This window comes from Deltaproteobacteria bacterium (genome assembly GCA_009930495.1).
GTDB lineage: Bacteria > Desulfobacterota > Desulfovibrionia > Desulfovibrionales > Desulfomicrobiaceae > Desulfomicrobium.
In genome coordinates this window covers 1-14,981 of the sequence record RZYB01000001.1, presented here as the reverse complement: position 1 = coordinate 14,981, position 14,981 = coordinate 1, and the positions used below count along the sequence as shown (strand labels likewise).

18 protein-coding genes are annotated in these 14,981 nt (G+C 61.4%); 8 read left to right on the top strand and 10 right to left on the bottom strand.

What is annotated here, in order from left to right; translation table 11 throughout:
* Nucleotides 1-4: 4 nt before the first annotated feature.
* The 9 genes from uvrC to EOL86_00050 all read right to left on the bottom strand — a co-directional run bounded on the left by uvrC (nt 5) and on the right by EOL86_00050 (nt 7,960).
* Nucleotides 5-1,819, bottom strand: coding sequence for an excinuclease ABC subunit UvrC (gene uvrC / locus EOL86_00090; GenBank protein NCD23978.1), 1,815 nt, complete (start codon nt 1,817-1,819; stop codon nt 5-7).
* Complete coding sequence (gene pcnB, locus EOL86_00085; protein ID NCD23977.1) at nt 1,819-3,084, bottom strand: polynucleotide adenylyltransferase PcnB; 1,266 nt, start codon at nt 3,082-3,084, stop codon at nt 1,819-1,821. Before pcnB ends, uvrC begins: the two co-directional genes overlap by 1 nt.
* 69 nt (nt 3,085-3,153) lie before the next feature.
* Entirely contained in the window at nt 3,154-3,354 is a 201-nt protein-coding gene (locus tag EOL86_00080) for a hypothetical protein (protein ID NCD23976.1), read from the bottom strand.
* On the bottom strand, nt 3,351-4,199 hold the full coding sequence (locus EOL86_00075) for an HDOD domain-containing protein (protein ID NCD23975.1): 849 nt from the start codon (nt 4,197-4,199) through the stop codon (nt 3,351-3,353). Before EOL86_00075 ends, EOL86_00080 begins: the two co-directional genes overlap by 4 nt.
* A gap of 9 nt (nt 4,200-4,208) precedes the next feature.
* On the bottom strand, nt 4,209-4,670 hold the full coding sequence (locus tag EOL86_00070) for a hypothetical protein (GenBank protein ID NCD23974.1): 462 nt from the start codon (nt 4,668-4,670) through the stop codon (nt 4,209-4,211).
* Nucleotides 4,670-5,488, bottom strand: a complete 819-nt coding sequence (locus EOL86_00065; GenBank protein ID NCD23973.1) for a glutamate racemase — start codon at nt 5,486-5,488, stop codon at nt 4,670-4,672. The genes EOL86_00070 and EOL86_00065 overlap by 1 nt, the downstream gene beginning before the upstream one ends.
* A gap of 7 nt (nt 5,489-5,495) precedes the next feature.
* On the bottom strand, nt 5,496-6,125 hold the full coding sequence (locus tag EOL86_00060) for an NUDIX domain-containing protein (protein ID NCD23972.1): 630 nt from the start codon (nt 6,123-6,125) through the stop codon (nt 5,496-5,498).
* 5 nt (nt 6,126-6,130) lie between these two features.
* Nucleotides 6,131-7,432, bottom strand: a complete 1,302-nt coding sequence (locus tag EOL86_00055; GenBank protein ID NCD23971.1) for a pyridoxal phosphate-dependent aminotransferase — start codon at nt 7,430-7,432, stop codon at nt 6,131-6,133.
* Nucleotides 7,433-7,705: 273 nt separating this feature from the next.
* Complete coding sequence (locus tag EOL86_00050) at nt 7,706-7,960, bottom strand: SlyX family protein (protein ID NCD23970.1); 255 nt, start codon at nt 7,958-7,960, stop codon at nt 7,706-7,708.
* Nucleotides 7,961-8,017: 57 nt separating this feature from the next.
* On the opposite strand from EOL86_00050, the gene EOL86_00045 reads away from it, so the two are divergent.
* The 3 genes from EOL86_00045 (at nt 8,018) to EOL86_00035 (ending at nt 10,411) form a co-directional block, all read left to right on the top strand.
* Entirely contained in the window at nt 8,018-8,398 is a 381-nt protein-coding gene (locus EOL86_00045; GenBank protein ID NCD23969.1) for a pancreas/duodenum homeobox protein 1, read from the top strand.
* Nucleotides 8,399-8,474: 76 nt separating this feature from the next.
* Nucleotides 8,475-9,110, top strand: a complete 636-nt coding sequence (locus EOL86_00040) for a 4Fe-4S dicluster domain-containing protein (GenBank protein ID NCD23968.1) — start codon at nt 8,475-8,477, stop codon at nt 9,108-9,110.
* Nucleotides 9,107-10,411 carry a 4Fe-4S binding protein gene (locus EOL86_00035; protein ID NCD23967.1) on the top strand — a complete coding sequence of 435 codons (1,305 nt, stop codon included), beginning with the start codon at nt 9,107-9,109 and terminating at the stop codon, nt 10,409-10,411. Before EOL86_00040 ends, EOL86_00035 begins: the two co-directional genes overlap by 4 nt.
* On the opposite strand, the gene aroL is transcribed toward EOL86_00035, so the two are convergent.
* Nucleotides 10,408-11,064, bottom strand: coding sequence for a shikimate kinase AroL (gene aroL, locus EOL86_00030; GenBank protein ID NCD23966.1), 657 nt, complete (start codon nt 11,062-11,064; stop codon nt 10,408-10,410). The two genes, EOL86_00035 and aroL, sit on opposite strands and share 4 nt — an antisense overlap.
* 102 nt (nt 11,065-11,166) lie before the next feature.
* On the opposite strand from aroL, the gene EOL86_00025 reads away from it, so the two are divergent.
* The 5 genes from EOL86_00025 to EOL86_00005 all read left to right on the top strand — a co-directional run.
* Nucleotides 11,167-11,658 carry a TlpA family protein disulfide reductase gene (locus tag EOL86_00025; protein NCD23965.1) on the top strand — a complete coding sequence of 164 codons (492 nt, stop codon included), beginning with the start codon at nt 11,167-11,169 and terminating at the stop codon, nt 11,656-11,658.
* A complete protein-coding gene (locus tag EOL86_00020; protein ID NCD23964.1) occupies nt 11,655-12,029 on the top strand; it encodes a DUF1992 domain-containing protein in 375 nt (124 codons plus the stop codon). Before EOL86_00025 ends, EOL86_00020 begins: the two co-directional genes overlap by 4 nt.
* A 10-nt stretch (nt 12,030-12,039) precedes the next feature.
* Complete coding sequence (locus EOL86_00015; GenBank protein ID NCD23963.1) at nt 12,040-13,092, top strand: lytic transglycosylase domain-containing protein; 1,053 nt, start codon at nt 12,040-12,042, stop codon at nt 13,090-13,092.
* A 235-nt stretch (nt 13,093-13,327) separates the two neighbouring features.
* The gene (locus EOL86_00010; protein ID NCD23962.1) at nt 13,328-14,458 is read left to right on the top strand and encodes a glutamate synthase; all 1,131 of its coding nucleotides are present in this window, start codon (nt 13,328-13,330) and stop codon (nt 14,456-14,458) included.
* Nucleotides 14,422-14,981: 4Fe-4S dicluster domain-containing protein (locus EOL86_00005; protein ID NCD23961.1), on the top strand; the 560-nt coding region annotated here is incomplete at its 3' end. The genes EOL86_00010 and EOL86_00005, both read left to right, overlap by 37 nt.

Sequence of the window (14,981 nt, the reverse complement as noted above, 5' to 3'; positions counted from 1 at the left end):
CAGGTCAGGAGGCGAGGAGTTGCAAGGCCGCGTGCAGGGCGCGCGCTTTTTTGGGGCCCAGACCGGGCAGCTTGGCGAGATCTTCCTCCGAGGCCAGACACATGGCCTCCACCGAGGGGAAATGGGTCCAGAGCAGACGCGCTGTCTTGGGACCGATGCCCGGCAGTTCGCCCAGGTTGGACTTGAGCTGATCGCCGCGCTTGTGACGGCGCAGGCGGGAGATGACAAAGCGATGGGCCGTGTCCCGGACATGTTGCAAAAACAGAAGCTCCGGGCTGCCGGGCCTGAGGTCCAGCGGATTCTTGCGGCCGGGAACAAAGATGACATCGCCAAGCTCGCCCGCCCTTCTGCTTTCTCCCTTGGCGATGGCCGCCACGGGAAACAAACCGGGCCGCCCGGCCTCGGCCAGGGCGCGTTCCACGCTGGCCAGCTGACCCTTGCCACCGTCGATGAGCAACAGGTCCGGCCATGGCGGGCCGGACTCCAGACGTCGGGCCGTGAAACGGGCCAGGGTGAGATAATCGTCGGCCGTGCCGTCCAGTTCCGGGAAGGCGTACTGCCGGTACGCGTTCTTCTCGGGCCGCCCACCGACAAAAACAACCAGTCCCGCCCTGGTGCCCTCGCCCTGGATATGGGACACGTCGACGCATTCAAGGCGCTCGATGGCAACGCCAAGACCCAGCGCCCGGGCCAGAGCCCCGCCATCGGTCTCGGTGCGGCGACGTTGCGTCGCGTGGGCCCTGGCGTTGGCCCGGGCGATATCGACCAAACGACGTTCCTGATCTCCCCGCGCCTTGCCCAGGGCGACCTTGCCGCCACGCATGTCGGCCAGGGCGTCTTCCAGATTCTGGTCCGAACACCCCAAAGCCGTGACAACGCGGCCCGGTATGAAACGCTCGGCGGTGTAAAACTGCATCACGAACGAAGCGATCAGCGCGGTTTCATCCTCGGGGTTTTCCAGGGGCGCGTCCTCGAACCAGAACGCTTGCCCGTCGATGATTCGTCCCTGGCGCACGAAGACCACGGCCAGGGATGCGCCGCCTTCATGGCCATGCACGCCGATGACGTCGATGTCGCGGCCGTCGGACAACACCGCCGCCTGTCGTTCCAGGGTGTCCTCCAGGGCACGGAGGCTGTCGCGAATCCTGGCGGCCTGTTCGAATTCCAGACGGTCCGAGGCGGCGCGCATTTCGGCCTTGAGCCCGGCCATGAGTTCGGCCGATTTTCCGGCCAAAAAAAGTTCAACACGACGCACCACCTGGGCATAATCCTCTTCGGACACGGGCAGACAGCACGGCCCCAGACAGCGCTTGATATGGTATTGCAGACAGGGGCGGGTCCGGTTGGCGAAGACCGTGTCCCGGCATTTGCGCAGCGGAAACAGCCGGTCGATGACCCGCTTGGTCTCGCGCGCGGCCAGGGCCGAGGTGAATGGCCCAAAATAAACCGATCCGTCCCGGACCACCTTGCGGGTCAGGCGCAGGGCCGGGTACGGATGGTTCCGGGACAGGCAGAACAGGGCGTACTGTTTGTCGTCGCGCAGAACGATATTATACCTGGGGCGGTGCTGCTTGATGAGGCTCGCCTCCAGGAGCAGGGCCTCTTTTTCCGTGGCCGTGCACAGGAAGTCGATGGCCTCCACCTTGGGCATCATGACCCGGACCTTGGTCGGCAGCCGGTGCTCGGGCTGGAAATAGGAGGCCAGACGGCGGCGCAGGTTTTTGGCCTTGCCCACATAAATGATTCTGCCCGTGGCGTTCTTCATCAGATACACGCCCGGGCAGGTGGGAAACGACGGCAGCAACTCGCGCACGCTCATCAGCGTCGCCGTCGCGGCGGCCGTTTGCGCGGCGGCCGGCCGTTTCTGGAACGCGATTCCGAGGGCACGGGCTGTTCGGCCTCGACGTCGCGCCGCATCTCGATCCAGGGGGAAATCTGGTCCAGGTCCTCGCCGGCGACCTTGAGCCCCAGTTCATAGAGGGCCAGGGTTTCCGGAAAACAGTCCTGGGCCACGAAGCCGCGCTTGGAAAACCGCTTGCGCTTGTCCGGCACGAACCGGCTTTGGTACGCCATGATCTGGATCACGCGCGCGGTCATCCATTTGGGCATGCTCACCCGTGTCGCGACGGGCACGATGAGGTCGTCCAGCAACGCGCTGTAAACCACCTTCTCGCCTTGGGCCGCGTGGTGGGTGGCCACGCGCCGCACCGGAACGGAAAAAAGGGCCGCGAAGATCAACACCGGTTCGACCTTGCCCGTGTCCCGGATGCGCGCGTCCAGATGGGCCAGCCAATCCCAAAGCATCGAGTCCTGGCCATGATCATGGTCCAAAAATTCGGCGATTTCCGGGAGCAGGTCATGCAGCAGGCCGGTTTTGTAGAGCAGGCGGAATGCTTTTTCGCCACAGCCAAAGGCGAACAGCTTCTGCAGTTCCTCGAACACACGGGGCGGCGAGGCTTTGAGAATTTCCTCGTGGTGACGCAGGATGGCGTTGTAGGTTTCGGGCTCGATGTGAAAATCCAGGCGGGAGGCGAAACGCACGGCCCGGATCATGCGTACCGGGTCCTCGCGAAAACGGATGTTCGGGTCTCCGATACAGCGAATGAGCCGGTTTTGAATGTCGCTCAGCCCTCCGACGTGATCGATGATCGAGAATTGGACGATCTCGTAAAAAAGACCGTTGATGGTGAAATCCCGCCGCAGGGCGTCCTCTTCGGGCGTGCCGTAACAGTTGTCGCGGTGCATGTACAAATCAGCGTCCAGGGCGTCATCGTCCTGATCTGGACAGCGCCTGAAGGTCGAGGTTTCGATGACGTGCTCCCCGAACCGGATGTGGGCCAAACGGAAACGGCGGCCAATCAGGAAACAGTTTTGGAAAATTTTCTTGATCTGGGTGGGCGTGGCGTTGGTGCTGACATCAAAGTCCTTGGGGGCGCGGTCCAGAATCAGATCGCGCACGCTGCCCCCGACCAAATAGGCGGTAAATCCCTTTTGGACGAGGCGGTACATGACCTTCAAGGCATCCGGATGGATGTTTTTGCGAGAAACGGGGTGTTCCGGTCGCGGGATAATGACGGAAGTCATGAGTCGAGAAAATCCTTTGCAGAGTTGGGTGAATGATCACGGGGTTGAAAATACACGAGGGCGGGGTCTTCAAACCCGGTCGCAGGGAATGTTGGCCAGATACTCTTCGACCAGGTCGTCCAGGGTCGTGCCGAATTCGCGCAGGTCGTACACGGCGCCGCAGGACAGGCACCGCAGGCGGACATCCTGGCAGCCGCGCGTTCCTTGCAGCGGGCCCCGGCATTTGACGCAGCGCAGGTTGGTCCGAAAGTCACGGTTTCCAAATATCATCTGAATGCCCCCTCGACGCGAAGGACCGTGTCCCGCACGTCCTGGATCAGTGTTTCAAAATCGAGCTCGACCGCCGGCAGGTCTGTCCCATGCAACCAGTAGTCGGCCGGGATCCTGGGATGAAAATTGTATTCTGTCATCATGATTACATGGCGGGACAGACGCAACAGACTGTGCAGTTGGGGATAGATCCCTTGGAATTCCGAGTTCGGACAGTGGTATTGGCCGACGATCTCCCAGGCGCAACGCGGAAAATTCCAGTGGGAGAGCACGGCCCGGCCGGCCGAAAAATGATCGTGGTCATCAAACCACGCATACTCCCGATCGAAAAAATCCGACAGCGGCAAGTCCGCGTGGGCCTCGAAAAATTTTAAAAAACGGTCCCGATAATTGGCCAGCAGGACCACATAGCCCAGATTATGGATCAGCCCCAGACAGCCCAGAAGTTCGATCTCCTCGTGATCCAGGGTGTAGGCCTCCGGAGTCATGGAGACAAGACGCTGCATGAACACGTTGGCGGTCAGGCTTTGGAGCCAGATCCGTCGCAACAGGACGTTGAGTTCCGTTGACTCGTGAAAAAAAGCGCCGCGCAACACGACCTGGTACACGATGCGCTTGATTTCCCGCTGCCCAAGGCGGACCAGGGATGTCAGAATGTCCAGCGAGGGATGAACACCCTGATACATCGGGGAATTGGCGCACGCGACCAGATTTCCGTAGATGACCGGATCAAGCTTGGCCTGGGCCGCGATCTGTTTGACCGTTGTCTCGGGTGAATTCAAAAGCGCGATCAGGTCCAACCCCACGGAGCTGATTCCCGGCAGATCATATTTTAATGTACTCATCTGTCCTTGTTAAGTTCTGAGTCTGGGTAACGGGCGCCAACCGAGGGTGGCCACCGCCCATGATCCGATGAGCACGGCCTCGGCCGCGTCATGCCGGGGAGCGGTGGGCAGCAATCGGTCCTCGTCACGCAAAAGTCGTGCGACCAGCCGGCAGGCCGCGGCCTTGGCCTCCTGGCCGCCGACCCGCTCCCGGGGAAGCAGGAAAGCGCCGCGCCACGTGTCCGCCTGGACGACCAAACATGGAATGTATCGTCGCGTGGCCGCATGCTCCCAAATAGCCGCCAGGCGCCCGCCGCCTTCCACCACCAAAAATTCCAAATCCGGCAATTCAAAAAGAATGCGGGCGGCGGCTTTCTTGAGACGGGCCGGTGTGCCCAGATTGTGCGACCGGCACCAAGCCAGACGGCCATCGCGGTCAAAAAGCGCCAATCCGGTCCGCAGTCCCGCGTCCACCGCCAGCAGCGCCGCCATCAAAGATCCACGATTTCCACATCGTCCGGACGCAGCGGGCTGTGCATGAACAGCCCGCCGACGCGGGCGAAACGCTCTGCCCCGTCCGTGGCCAGAAAAGTCAGGGTCCGGGACGAGGATGGGGCGCAAATTTTCCGGCGCTCCAACATCTCGCGCACGAATTCAGCCGTGGTCCGGGCCGAATCGACCAGGGCGACCCCGGGCCCCATCACCGCGCCAATGGCTCCCGACAGAACGGGAAAATGCGTGCAGCCCAAGACCAGCGTGTCGATGCCGGTCTCCACGCCCAGGCGTTCCAAATAACGCCGGGCCACCAATTCGGCGATTTCCCCGGCGCACCATCCCTCTTCGGCCAGGGGCACGAACAACGGGCACGGCAACCCAAACACCCGGGCCTCGGGCCGGATACGCAAAATTTCACGCTCGTAGCTGCCGCCGTTGATGGTGCTTTCGGTGCCGATGACTCCGATCCGGCCATTGACACTCGTGCGGCACGCGGCCAGGGCGCCCGGCTGGATGACGCCGACCACGGGCAAATCGGGATAGGCATCCTGGAGCGCATCCAGGGACACGGCCGTGGCCGTGTTGCAGGCAATGACCAGAAGTTTCACGCCTCGGGCACGGAGCAGGGCCGAGGTCTGCAATGCGTATCTGGTCACGGACTTGGCGCTTTTGGTTCCATACGGCAGGCGGGCCGTGTCACCAAGATAGACGAAACTCTCGTTGGGCAGGGTTTCGCTCAGGGCCTTGAGAACGGTCAGGCCGCCAATGCCGGAATCAAATACGCCGATGGGCAGGGAACGGGTGTCGGTGTTCATGCGAAAATCAGTCGAATGCCGCTGGTCGGGAAACGTCGAGCAGATGCTCCACGATCTCGTCCAGATGACGATGGTTGGTTCTGAATTCGGACAGCGGGGGCAGATCGTTGAAATCGAAAAAATCCACGTCCAGCGTTTCCATGCTGACGGTGGCCTCGCCGCCGACGAGGTCGCAGAGGAAAACCAGCTTCACCGCGTGGTAAAACATGTTCGCCCTTTCCCCCCGATTGGCGTCAAAGGCCCCGACCAGCTTGGTGGCCCGGACCAGGAAGCCGCTTTCCTCGAGGGTTTCCCGCTCGGCGGTCTCGGACGGACGGTCGCCCACGTCGGCCCAGCCGCCGGGCATGGCCCATTTGCCGTCGGATTTTTCCCGGACCAGCAGAATCCGCCCGTCCCGCACCACCGCCGCCCGCACATCGACCTTGGGCGTGGCGTAGCCGGGCTCCAGGGAAAAGGACCGCCGGATCAGGGGCAAGGGCAATTGGGAGTGTTCGGCCAAAATTTCCGCCGCGATGTCGGACAAACGCGTGAAACTGATACGATCAAAGGGATTTTTGGTGAAGGCCAAGCCGGTCTGGGCCAGGGATTGGATCTCCCGGGCCCAGTCCAGCCAGCGCGTCGACACGTCGTCCGTCATGGGAATCAGGCCGAGGCGAGGTACGTGGTGATGGCCTGGCCGATGGTCTTCCAGGTCTGCTGGCGCTTGGCGTCGTCCGTTTCCAGAAGCGTGACCCGGAACCCCTTGCGGTTGCAACAGAATCCGGTCAGGGGAACCACGCAGATTCCGGTGGCGCCAAGCAGGTAATAGACAAAACGCTTGTCCACCTCCACGCCCTTGACGATGTCCTCGATGTAGGCCCGCGCCTTGGGGTTGGCGATATCCAGGGTCTGGTTGCCATTGAGGACTCCGTCCTCGAACATGACCGCCATGTAAAACGCGCCCTGGGGCTTGATAACCCGCACGCCGGACACGCCCTGAAACGCTTCCCAGGCTTCCTGGGCGCGATGTTCGAACATGTGGCGTCTGGCGTCGAGATGGGCCGGGTAGCGCGGATCGCCCATGACCCTGGGAATGGACAGCTGGGGCAAGCTGGTGGAACAGACCTCGAGCATCTTGGCGTTCAGGAGGCTGCGGATATAGGCCTTGAAATCCGGATTCTTGTCCTTGTTGTAGACTTCCATCCAGCCACAACGCCCGCCCGGCCACGGATATTCCTTGGAGATGCCGCGCAGGGCCATGCCCGGCACGTCGCCGATGACCTCGGACAGACTGCAGGTCGGGTGTCCGCTGTAGACGATGTTGGCGTAGATTTCGTCGGCCAGGACAAAAACATCGTAACGCCGGGCAATGTCCACGATTTTTTCGATCAGCTCGCACGGGTAGACCGCGCCGGTCGGGTTGTCCGGATTGATGAACAGGATGCCGGCGATGGAATCGTTGTAGCGGATTTTGTTTTCCAGATCGACCAGATCGGGCATCCAGCCGTTGTTGGGGTCCAACTCGTAGGTCAGGTGTTCATAGCCGGAATGGGCGGCCTCGGCCGAGGAATGGGTCGAATAGGCCGGAGACGGACCGATGACCCTGGCCTCGCGCTTGAGGAAGCCAAAAATCTTGGCCACGGCGTCGCCCAGACCGTTGAAGAAAATAATATCGTCGGCCGTGACCTGATAGCTGCCGCGTCGGTTGACCAATTGGGCCACGAATTCACGCGTCTCCAAAATGCCCTGGGTGGCGCAGTAGCCATAGGTGTGGTCTTCCATGGCCAGGTCGGCGATGATTTCCTTGATCCAGGCCGGTACCGGCTCGCCCTTTTCGATGGGATCGCCGATGTTTTCCCAAACAATGTCCAGACCGAGGTTGCGGAGGTCATGGGCCACGGCCACGATTGCCCTGATTTCGTAGGTCAGTTTCCCCCAACCCACATGTTCGATGTTTCTACGCATAATATAGTCCTGATAGCTGCAGGAGGCCGCTCGGACACTGCAGGAAGATAAGTCTCCCTCAAAAATACTAGGGAGATAGATTCAAAGGTGCATTTGCTTATGCCAGCGGACGGTGATTGTAAATAGCGCGACGACAGCCATGGACACGCCGCCGGAAAACCCACGATCAACCGGTGCGTCCCCGCAAACCGGGACGGACAAACCCGGCGCTATCTGGCGTCCGGCCTGGGTATTGATTGGCTCCATGGCGAAGTGGCCGGCCTTGGGGGCGCGTCAATAATGCGGGGGCTTTTCGTCGGGAGCAATCTCCACGGGAGTTGATAATTCCTGGAATTTCTGGGCCAAAATTTTGAGGCCGCGCCGCAACTCGTGGATTTCCCGTTGCTGCTCCAGGACAACGCCGCTTAGCTCATCGACGGTTTTTTGCAGATAGCCGCAGTGAACTTCGATGTTTTCGATACGATCCGACATAAATTCCTCCTCGCGCCCTGTCCGGCGGGGCTTCCGTCCGCAAGCCTTGACCGCCATTTCCGGCCTGCGTAGGACTGCGCGACATTTTCACCCGCCAAGGAGTACTCCATGCCCATGTCCAACGCAGCCGCGACTCTCGACGCCGATTTTCTCGACCATGTTTTTCCCCCGGCCAGGGCCGACGCCTTTTTCGACGCCTTGTTCGATGGAACCGAGGATGGCGCCTATGATATCCGGCTGCGTTTCGAGAAGCAAACGCCGACCGAACTCCACCTGGCCTTTCATCTGCTCGAACGACCGGGAAAATGCCTAGTCTGCAACCTGACCCACGGCCTGCCCCGTGTCTTTGCCCGGCATCCAGTCCTGGCCGTGGGGCAGACCGTGACCGACCTGTGCGCCAAACTGGGCCTGGAGGCCTCGTCCTGGAATCTGTCCCCAACCCGGGAAGTCCGCAGGGGGCTGCACGTCATTCCCCTTGTTGTCAAATTGGCTTGATCCATGCGCCGAAATTGCCGCCTTTTTTTGACCCGTGTCAAAAAAACTTCACTGTTTTGGTGGTAGGCGAGCACGCATGAAAGACAACACTTCGGAATCATTGCCTTCGTTTGCCATCCGAACTTGCCGGGGCTGTATCCGCTGCCCCCATGCCGTCGTCACCCGCGATCCAAGCGCGGATCTCGCGCGGATACTGGATGCCTCGGGCTGGGCCGCCTTTCTCGCCAGCCAGGGGCATCCCATCCGCCACCACCAGCAATTCCGCGTTGCCGTGGCCGCCTGCCCCAACGGATGCAGCCAGCCGCATATCGCGGATTTCGCCCTTGTCGCCACGACGTCCGTCCTGCTCGACGCCGGAGCATGCACCGCCTGCGGCGCGTGCGTGGCCGCGTGCGTCGAAGATGCGTTCTGTCTGGATGACACCATCCGCATCGACCGGAACGCCTGCCTGGGCTGCGCGGCCTGCGTCAGGGTCTGCCCGACCGGGGCGCTGCGCCACGGACCGGACGGCTACCGCGTCTTGGTCGGCGGCAAACTCGGCCGTCATCCGCGTCTGGCCCATGAGCTCGGCGTTTTTTCCCCGTCCGAGGCCATGCATGTCCTGGAACGGGTTGTATCCGTGCTTATGAAGCATCAACACGGTCGGGAACGTCTGGGCGACGTCGTCGAACGCCTGGGACAAAACCGCTTCGACCCCCTGGTCCGGCCATGACCATGCCGCTGCGCGCCCTGATCGTTTTTTGCGGACTTCTGGCCGGAGCCCATTTTCTGCGCTTCGGCACTGTCTGGGAATGTCTGGCGGCCCTGCTTCCGGCCTTGGGCGCGCTCTTTCCCCGCCTTGTGCCCCGACCACTCATGGCCCTGGCCCTTGTGGCCGGTTTCTGGCTCTGGACAGACCAGGCCGCCGGTCTGATCGCCACGCGTCTTCAATTCGACATGCCCTATCTGCGGCTGGCGGCCATTCTCGGCGCGGTCTGTCTGCTCCATGTGGCAGGATTGGTGCTTCTTCTTGGCCGGGCCGGCCACCGGCTCCTTGGCCCCGTGGACAGCACTACGTGGGCCCAGAGCGCGGCCATGCTTTTGGTCGGCGCGGCCATGATCGCGGCCACGGTCACGGCGCCCTTTCCCCTGCTGCTGGGCGAGCGTTTTCTGCCTGGCTCCAGCCCGGCTTGGATCGGCTTTTTCGCCATGTACGCGGGTGTTGTTGTCCGCCACATGCTGACCGGCTCGGCGCCGCGCGTCCGGGCTTTCATCTGGAGCCTCTTTTCCCTGGTTTTTTTTGGGCAACTTGCACTGGGTCTGGGCGGAATGACGGAATTTCTCATGACCGGCAAGCTGCATCTGCCCGTGCCGGCCCTGATCCTGGCCGGCCCCCTGTACCGGGGCGAGGGGCTGTTCATGCCGATCCTGCTCGGTGTTTCCCTGCTTCTGGTCGGCCCGGCTTGGTGCAGCCATCTGTGCTACATCGGGGCCTGGGACGACCAGTTGTCCCGGCTGGGACCGAAACGGCCGCGCCCCCTGCCCGCCTGGGCCCCGCGAGTCCGGACGGGCATTCTCGCGGGAACGATCCTTGTCCCGCTGGCCCTGCGGCTGGCTGGCGTGACCTGGGCATGGGCCCTGGGCGTGGCCGTCTTGTTCGGTCTGACCGGGATTGGCATCATGGCGCTCTGGTCCCGAAAAAGCGGAACCATGGTCCATTGCACCATGTGGTGTCCCGTTGGGCTGGTCAACAATCTGGTCGGGCGTATTCTGCCCTGGCGCGTGCGTATCGCTCCGGATTGCACGGGGTGCGGTCTCTGCGCCCGGGCCTGCCGCTACAATGCCCTGACCCTAGAGGATCTGGCCCGCAAGCGCCCCGGTTTAAGCTGCTCGCTGTGCGGCGATTGTCTGCCGCGTTGTCCGCACGGGCACATCAACCTGACCCTGGCGGGACATACCCGGTATGCCCGCCCCGTGTTTGTCGTTCTGGTCGTGGCGTTGCACACGATTTTTTTGGCAGTGGCCAGAATTTAGTAACGGTCCATGATCCGGGCTTTTTCGGAATAGTCCCACGCCTTGAGGCCCAGATCGACCAACACGTCATCGACCAATTCCTCGACGCTCCGATTGGCCTGGAGCATGTGGTCCATGCCGGCCATGTACAGAGGTTCGCGCTCGGACATGATGTGGGCGACCTCGTCGTGCAGGGCCAGACCGGTCAGGGCCGGACGCTGGGCGGGATTATCGTCCCGCAGAATGCGACCGGTCAGCAGCGCGGCATCGGCCGCCAGATAAAAACTGACCCCGGTCTTGTACATCAGGTCCCGGTTGGCGGCGGACAGAACAATACCCCCGCCCGTGGCCACGACCTTGCCGGGCAGGCCGGCGACCTTGGCCAGGGTTTGTTCCTCCAGGGCGCGGAAATGCTCCCATCCATGAGCGCTCACAATTTCGTCAACGCTCTGCCCGGCGTCCCGGACCAGGACCTCGTCCGTGTCCACGAAGGCGCAATCCAGAGCCGCGGCCAGGGCTTTGGCCAGAGTGGTCTTGCCACTGCCGCGCATGCCGATCAGATAAATATTTTTGGTTTCCAGGCTGAATGCGGGTTTTGAGTACTGGCCGGGCTTGAACGTCATGGAGGCTTCGGCGTCCTCGATTTCCGTTTTTTTCTTGATGAATGTCGTCATGGTTCCTCCTGTGAATGTGGGCCCCGCAATGGGCCAAATCCGCCTAAAATGCAACCAGCGCCTTGATTGACGGCCAATCCGCAATCGGGCTAGGTTGACATCATGCACATCAACCCAAGGACTTTCATGAAATCCCTGCCTGTTCTTGTCGCCATGTTTTTTGTTCTGTGCCTTGGTTCCGTGGGATCGGCCCAAACCGTGGAAAAAATGTCGGCCACCGGTCTGATGCAGTTCATTGGTGCCAACAAGGGCCGGGTGGTCGTGGTCAATTTCTGGGCCACCTGGTGTCAGCCCTGTGTCCAGGAATTTCCGGGCCTCATCGCCTTGCGGGAAGGATTTCCGGAAAGCGAGCTGACCGTGCTTGGCGTGTCCGTGGATTACAACCTCAAGGCCGCCCAGCGGTTCGTGGACCGCTCCGGGGTCAATTTTCCCGTCTTCCTCGACGAAGGGAATATCAGCTCCACGTTCGACGTCCAGGGCATCCCCCGGACCATGGTTTTCAACGGCGCGGGAAAAAAAATATTCGACCATGTGGGCTATATCGAGCCCGCCAGTTTCAGGCACATCGTGGAACGGGTCCAGGCCATGCCATGAACGTCCTGGCGGAGCTGGCGGAACGGGCCATTCTGGACGCCCAGGCCAAGGGCGACTTCGACAACCTGCGGGGACAGGGCCAGCCCATCCCCCTGGAGTCCGACCCCTTCATGCCCGAACATCTGCGCATGGCCTATAAGATGCTGAAAAACGGCGGCTACGTGCCCGAGGAAATCCAGACCCAGCGGGAGATTCGTTCCCTGATCGAATGTCTGGAACGCGAAACCGACGAATTCCGCAAGATGCGCCAGATCCAGAAGGTGAATCTGCTCATGGTGAAAGCCAAGCTGCGACACGGTGGGTTGCTCCTGGAAGAAAACGAGGCCTATTATCACAAGGTCGTGTCCCGAATCACCCTGAACCAGCCCTGATCGTACCTCCATGAATGAACATCGTCGCAATCTGCTCAAGGCCGCCCTGGCTCCCCTACTGCTGCCCCTGACGGCGCCGTTGGCCGAGGCCTCCACGCCTCCCCTGTCCGAAGTTTCGGAGATCCGGGTCATCCAGACCAAGGACCCCGCCAATATCTTGGAACGCGTTTCCGAACCAGGTTTCACCATGGGCCTGACCAATTCGGTGCTGGGTTTTCTCCAGGATACGCATCCCACCGGCAATCTTCCGGTCTGGAACCAGCCCGCGTCCCAGGTGGATCTGAGGTCCCGTATCCCGCGCATCGCCGACCAGGTGGTGCGTGGCGTCATCCGTCATGCGTCCATCTATCCGGTGGACCCCTGCTGGATCATGGGCCAGATGATGGCGGAATCCTATTTTTATGAATTCGCCGTGTCGTCGGCCCTGGCCGTGGGGCCGTGCCAATTCATCTCGGCCACGGCCAGGGGCTACGGTCTGATCTGCGCCGACACACGTCTGGCCGATCCGACCTCGATCCAACGTCCGGATCTGGACGCGGATTTCGAACGGGCCACGGAATTGCGCCAGCGTGTCCGCAGTCTCCGGCGCAAGTATAGCGATCTCTTCAACCGCCCCGAAAAAATTTTGCGCTCCCTGCTCGCGGCCCGAACCACCGGCGCGACGCCGCCCAATGTCGCGGAGTACGGTCCGGCGCTGGAACTCATGGACCAGATGCAAGCCCAGTATGCCCAGGCCCGCAACAACTATCGCCAGTTTTTGAACGCGAATTTTCAGAACCGTTCCATCTTCAAGCCCGAGGACGTGGCCTTTTTCGAACGCTTCGACCAACGCGTCCTCCATGACCACGCGATCAACGCCATGGTCCGGATGATGGCCGAAAACCTGCGCGCGCGCGGCGGCAACATCCTGGCCGCCACCGCCGGCTACAACGCCGGGCTGGGCAACACCGGTTCGTCGCCGGGAGTCTACGCGACATACGGGCGCATCCCGAACTTCGGTGAAACGGTGAACTACGTCAGCAAAATCCTGGTCAACCATCACGAAATCTCCCGCCGCATCTGATCCCCCTTTTCCCGCGCCGGGATCAGTGACCAGGAATCCGGCCTTGGCCGTGCTGGTCGCTGATTTTGGCTTTGTCCTTGCTTTATCTCCTTCCCCAGGCAAACTGGGGACTGACAACCGATTTTTTATTCAATTTTGTTACAAAATCTCGGATTGACGTCCACGGAGATGACAATTCTGTCATATTCTCATGGCGCCAAAATCCGGAAGCGAACAGCAAAGGGAGTAGCACGCCATGTGTCGATTGTTTGCTCTGACGAGCAGCGAACCCGTGTCCCCCATGGATGCCATCCGGGCTCTGGATGTCATGCGCGAAGGGCACGACGGATCGGGAGTGGGGCTCTATCTGTCGGATTTGGGCGGTCCGTTCGAATCCATGAAGGACAGCCCCGTTTTGTCCGGAATTTTCACGGAAATCGGCGTCAAACGCCTGGACGAGTACATGTCCGCGCGGGGGTTCACCCTCAAATACGATCTGCCCATCACCCCCAAGGGGGCCATGCCTGCCTGGACGCCCAAACGGGAACGGTACGTGGTCCGCGCCTACGATGCTCCGTTCTCCTGGGCCGGGCTGTCCGAGCAGGAAAAAGGCCAGGGCTATCTTAAAATCCGCCTCGAACTCAAGCACATGGGTCTGGCCGATGACAGCATGACCGTTTTTTCCTTCTGGCCGGACACGGTCATGATCAAGGAAATCGGCGATCCCCTGCAGGTCGGCGAGTATCTGGGTCTGGACCGGCCCGAAATCAAGAGTCGCCTGATCCTGGCCCAGGGCCGTCAGAACACGAACTACGCCATCAACCTCTACGCCTGTCATCCCTTCTTCATCGAGGGCCTGAGCACCATGACCAACGGCGAGAACACGGCGTTCGTGCCCATCCGCGACTACCTTTCCAGCCAGGGTGTGTCCGGCTATGAAGGCTACAACTCGGATTCCGAGGTTTTCACGCACATCCTGCACTACACGATCAAGAAGCTGGGCCTGCCGTTTGCGGCCTACAAGCACATCATCACGCCCCTCAAGGATCACGAGATGGCCGCGCATCCGGACAAGGCCTTTTTGACCAAGCTGAAGCAGATCTGCCGACGGCTGATCATTGATGGCCCCAACTGCGTCATCGGCTGTCTGCCGGACAAATCCATGTTCATGGTGCAGGACAGCAAGAAGCTGCGCCCCGGTGTGGTCGGCGGCCGTCCCGGTCTGTACGCGTTCTCGTCCGAGATCTGCGGCCTGGATCTGGCCATTCCCGATCGCGACAAGTCCCAGGATTTTCAACCCATGCATCTTGATTCGGCCATTGTCGGCCCGGACCGTCAGGAGATCACACTATGTCGGCAAACACAGCCATTAGCCCTTCCCAACTGAGCATCAAGGATCTGCCCTGGCAGATTGTCTGGAACCAGGACCGCTGCACCCTGTGCGGCCAGTGCTGCGCCGTGTGCCCCATGCAGGCCCTGGAGCTGGGCACGTTCCGCAAGCGCACAATCAAGGTCACGCCCGGATTCAGGAACAAACCGGAAAACGAGCATTCCATTTATTACGGCATCCGCCAGCGCACGGCCCCGCATCAGGCCTGCGTCGGGTGCGGCACGTGCACCATGGTCTGCCCCAATGACGCCATTCTGCCCGTGCATTCCGACGAAAAGGACAAGCTGCGCTTTCACGTCAACCGTGGCGGCCAGCCCAGGACCCGTGGCGGGCGCCGCAACGACAACGGTTCCGTTCTGGACCAGATCAAGTTCATCCGCATTTCCATGCTGACCGACCCGGCGCTGGACTCCGGCCGTCACGAGTTCGACCTGCGCACCCTGATCGGCCGCGTCCAAAGCCCGGCCGATGGTCTGGCCACCTTCAAGGAGCACGGCTGGGCTCCGCCCGTGCGCGAGAT

What these genes read in the sequence shown, in the direction of transcription:
- uvrC (NCD23978.1), bottom strand. Translation starts at nt 1,819, where the DNA reads ATGAGCGTGCGCGAGTTGCTGCCGTCGTTTCCCACCTGCCCGGGCGTG.
- pcnB (NCD23977.1), bottom strand. Translation starts at nt 3,084, where the DNA reads ATGACTTCCGTCATTATCCCGCGACCGGAACACCCCGTTTCTCGCAAA.
- EOL86_00080 (NCD23976.1), bottom strand. Translation starts at nt 3,354, where the DNA reads ATGATATTTGGAAACCGTGACTTTCGGACCAACCTGCGCTGCGTCAAA.
- EOL86_00075 (NCD23975.1), bottom strand. Translation starts at nt 4,199, where the DNA reads ATGAGTACATTAAAATATGATCTGCCGGGAATCAGCTCCGTGGGGTTG.
- EOL86_00070 (NCD23974.1), bottom strand. Translation starts at nt 4,670, where the DNA reads ATGGCGGCGCTGCTGGCGGTGGACGCGGGACTGCGGACCGGATTGGCG.
- EOL86_00065 (NCD23973.1), bottom strand. Translation starts at nt 5,488, where the DNA reads ATGAACACCGACACCCGTTCCCTGCCCATCGGCGTATTTGATTCCGGC.
- EOL86_00060 (NCD23972.1), bottom strand. Translation starts at nt 6,125, where the DNA reads ATGACGGACGACGTGTCGACGCGCTGGCTGGACTGGGCCCGGGAGATC.
- EOL86_00055 (NCD23971.1), bottom strand. Translation starts at nt 7,432, where the DNA reads ATGCGTAGAAACATCGAACATGTGGGTTGGGGGAAACTGACCTACGAA.
- EOL86_00050 (NCD23970.1), bottom strand. Translation starts at nt 7,960, where the DNA reads ATGGCGGTCAAGGCTTGCGGACGGAAGCCCCGCCGGACAGGGCGCGAG.
- EOL86_00045 (NCD23969.1), top strand. Translation starts at nt 8,018, where the DNA reads ATGTCCAACGCAGCCGCGACTCTCGACGCCGATTTTCTCGACCATGTT.
- EOL86_00040 (NCD23968.1), top strand. Translation starts at nt 8,475, where the DNA reads ATGAAAGACAACACTTCGGAATCATTGCCTTCGTTTGCCATCCGAACT.
- EOL86_00035 (NCD23967.1), top strand. Translation starts at nt 9,107, where the DNA reads ATGACCATGCCGCTGCGCGCCCTGATCGTTTTTTGCGGACTTCTGGCC.
- aroL (NCD23966.1), bottom strand. Translation starts at nt 11,064, where the DNA reads ATGACGACATTCATCAAGAAAAAAACGGAAATCGAGGACGCCGAAGCC.
- EOL86_00025 (NCD23965.1), top strand. Translation starts at nt 11,167, where the DNA reads ATGCACATCAACCCAAGGACTTTCATGAAATCCCTGCCTGTTCTTGTC.
- EOL86_00020 (NCD23964.1), top strand. Translation starts at nt 11,655, where the DNA reads ATGAACGTCCTGGCGGAGCTGGCGGAACGGGCCATTCTGGACGCCCAG.
- EOL86_00015 (NCD23963.1), top strand. Translation starts at nt 12,040, where the DNA reads ATGAATGAACATCGTCGCAATCTGCTCAAGGCCGCCCTGGCTCCCCTA.
- EOL86_00010 (NCD23962.1), top strand. Translation starts at nt 13,328, where the DNA reads ATGTGTCGATTGTTTGCTCTGACGAGCAGCGAACCCGTGTCCCCCATG.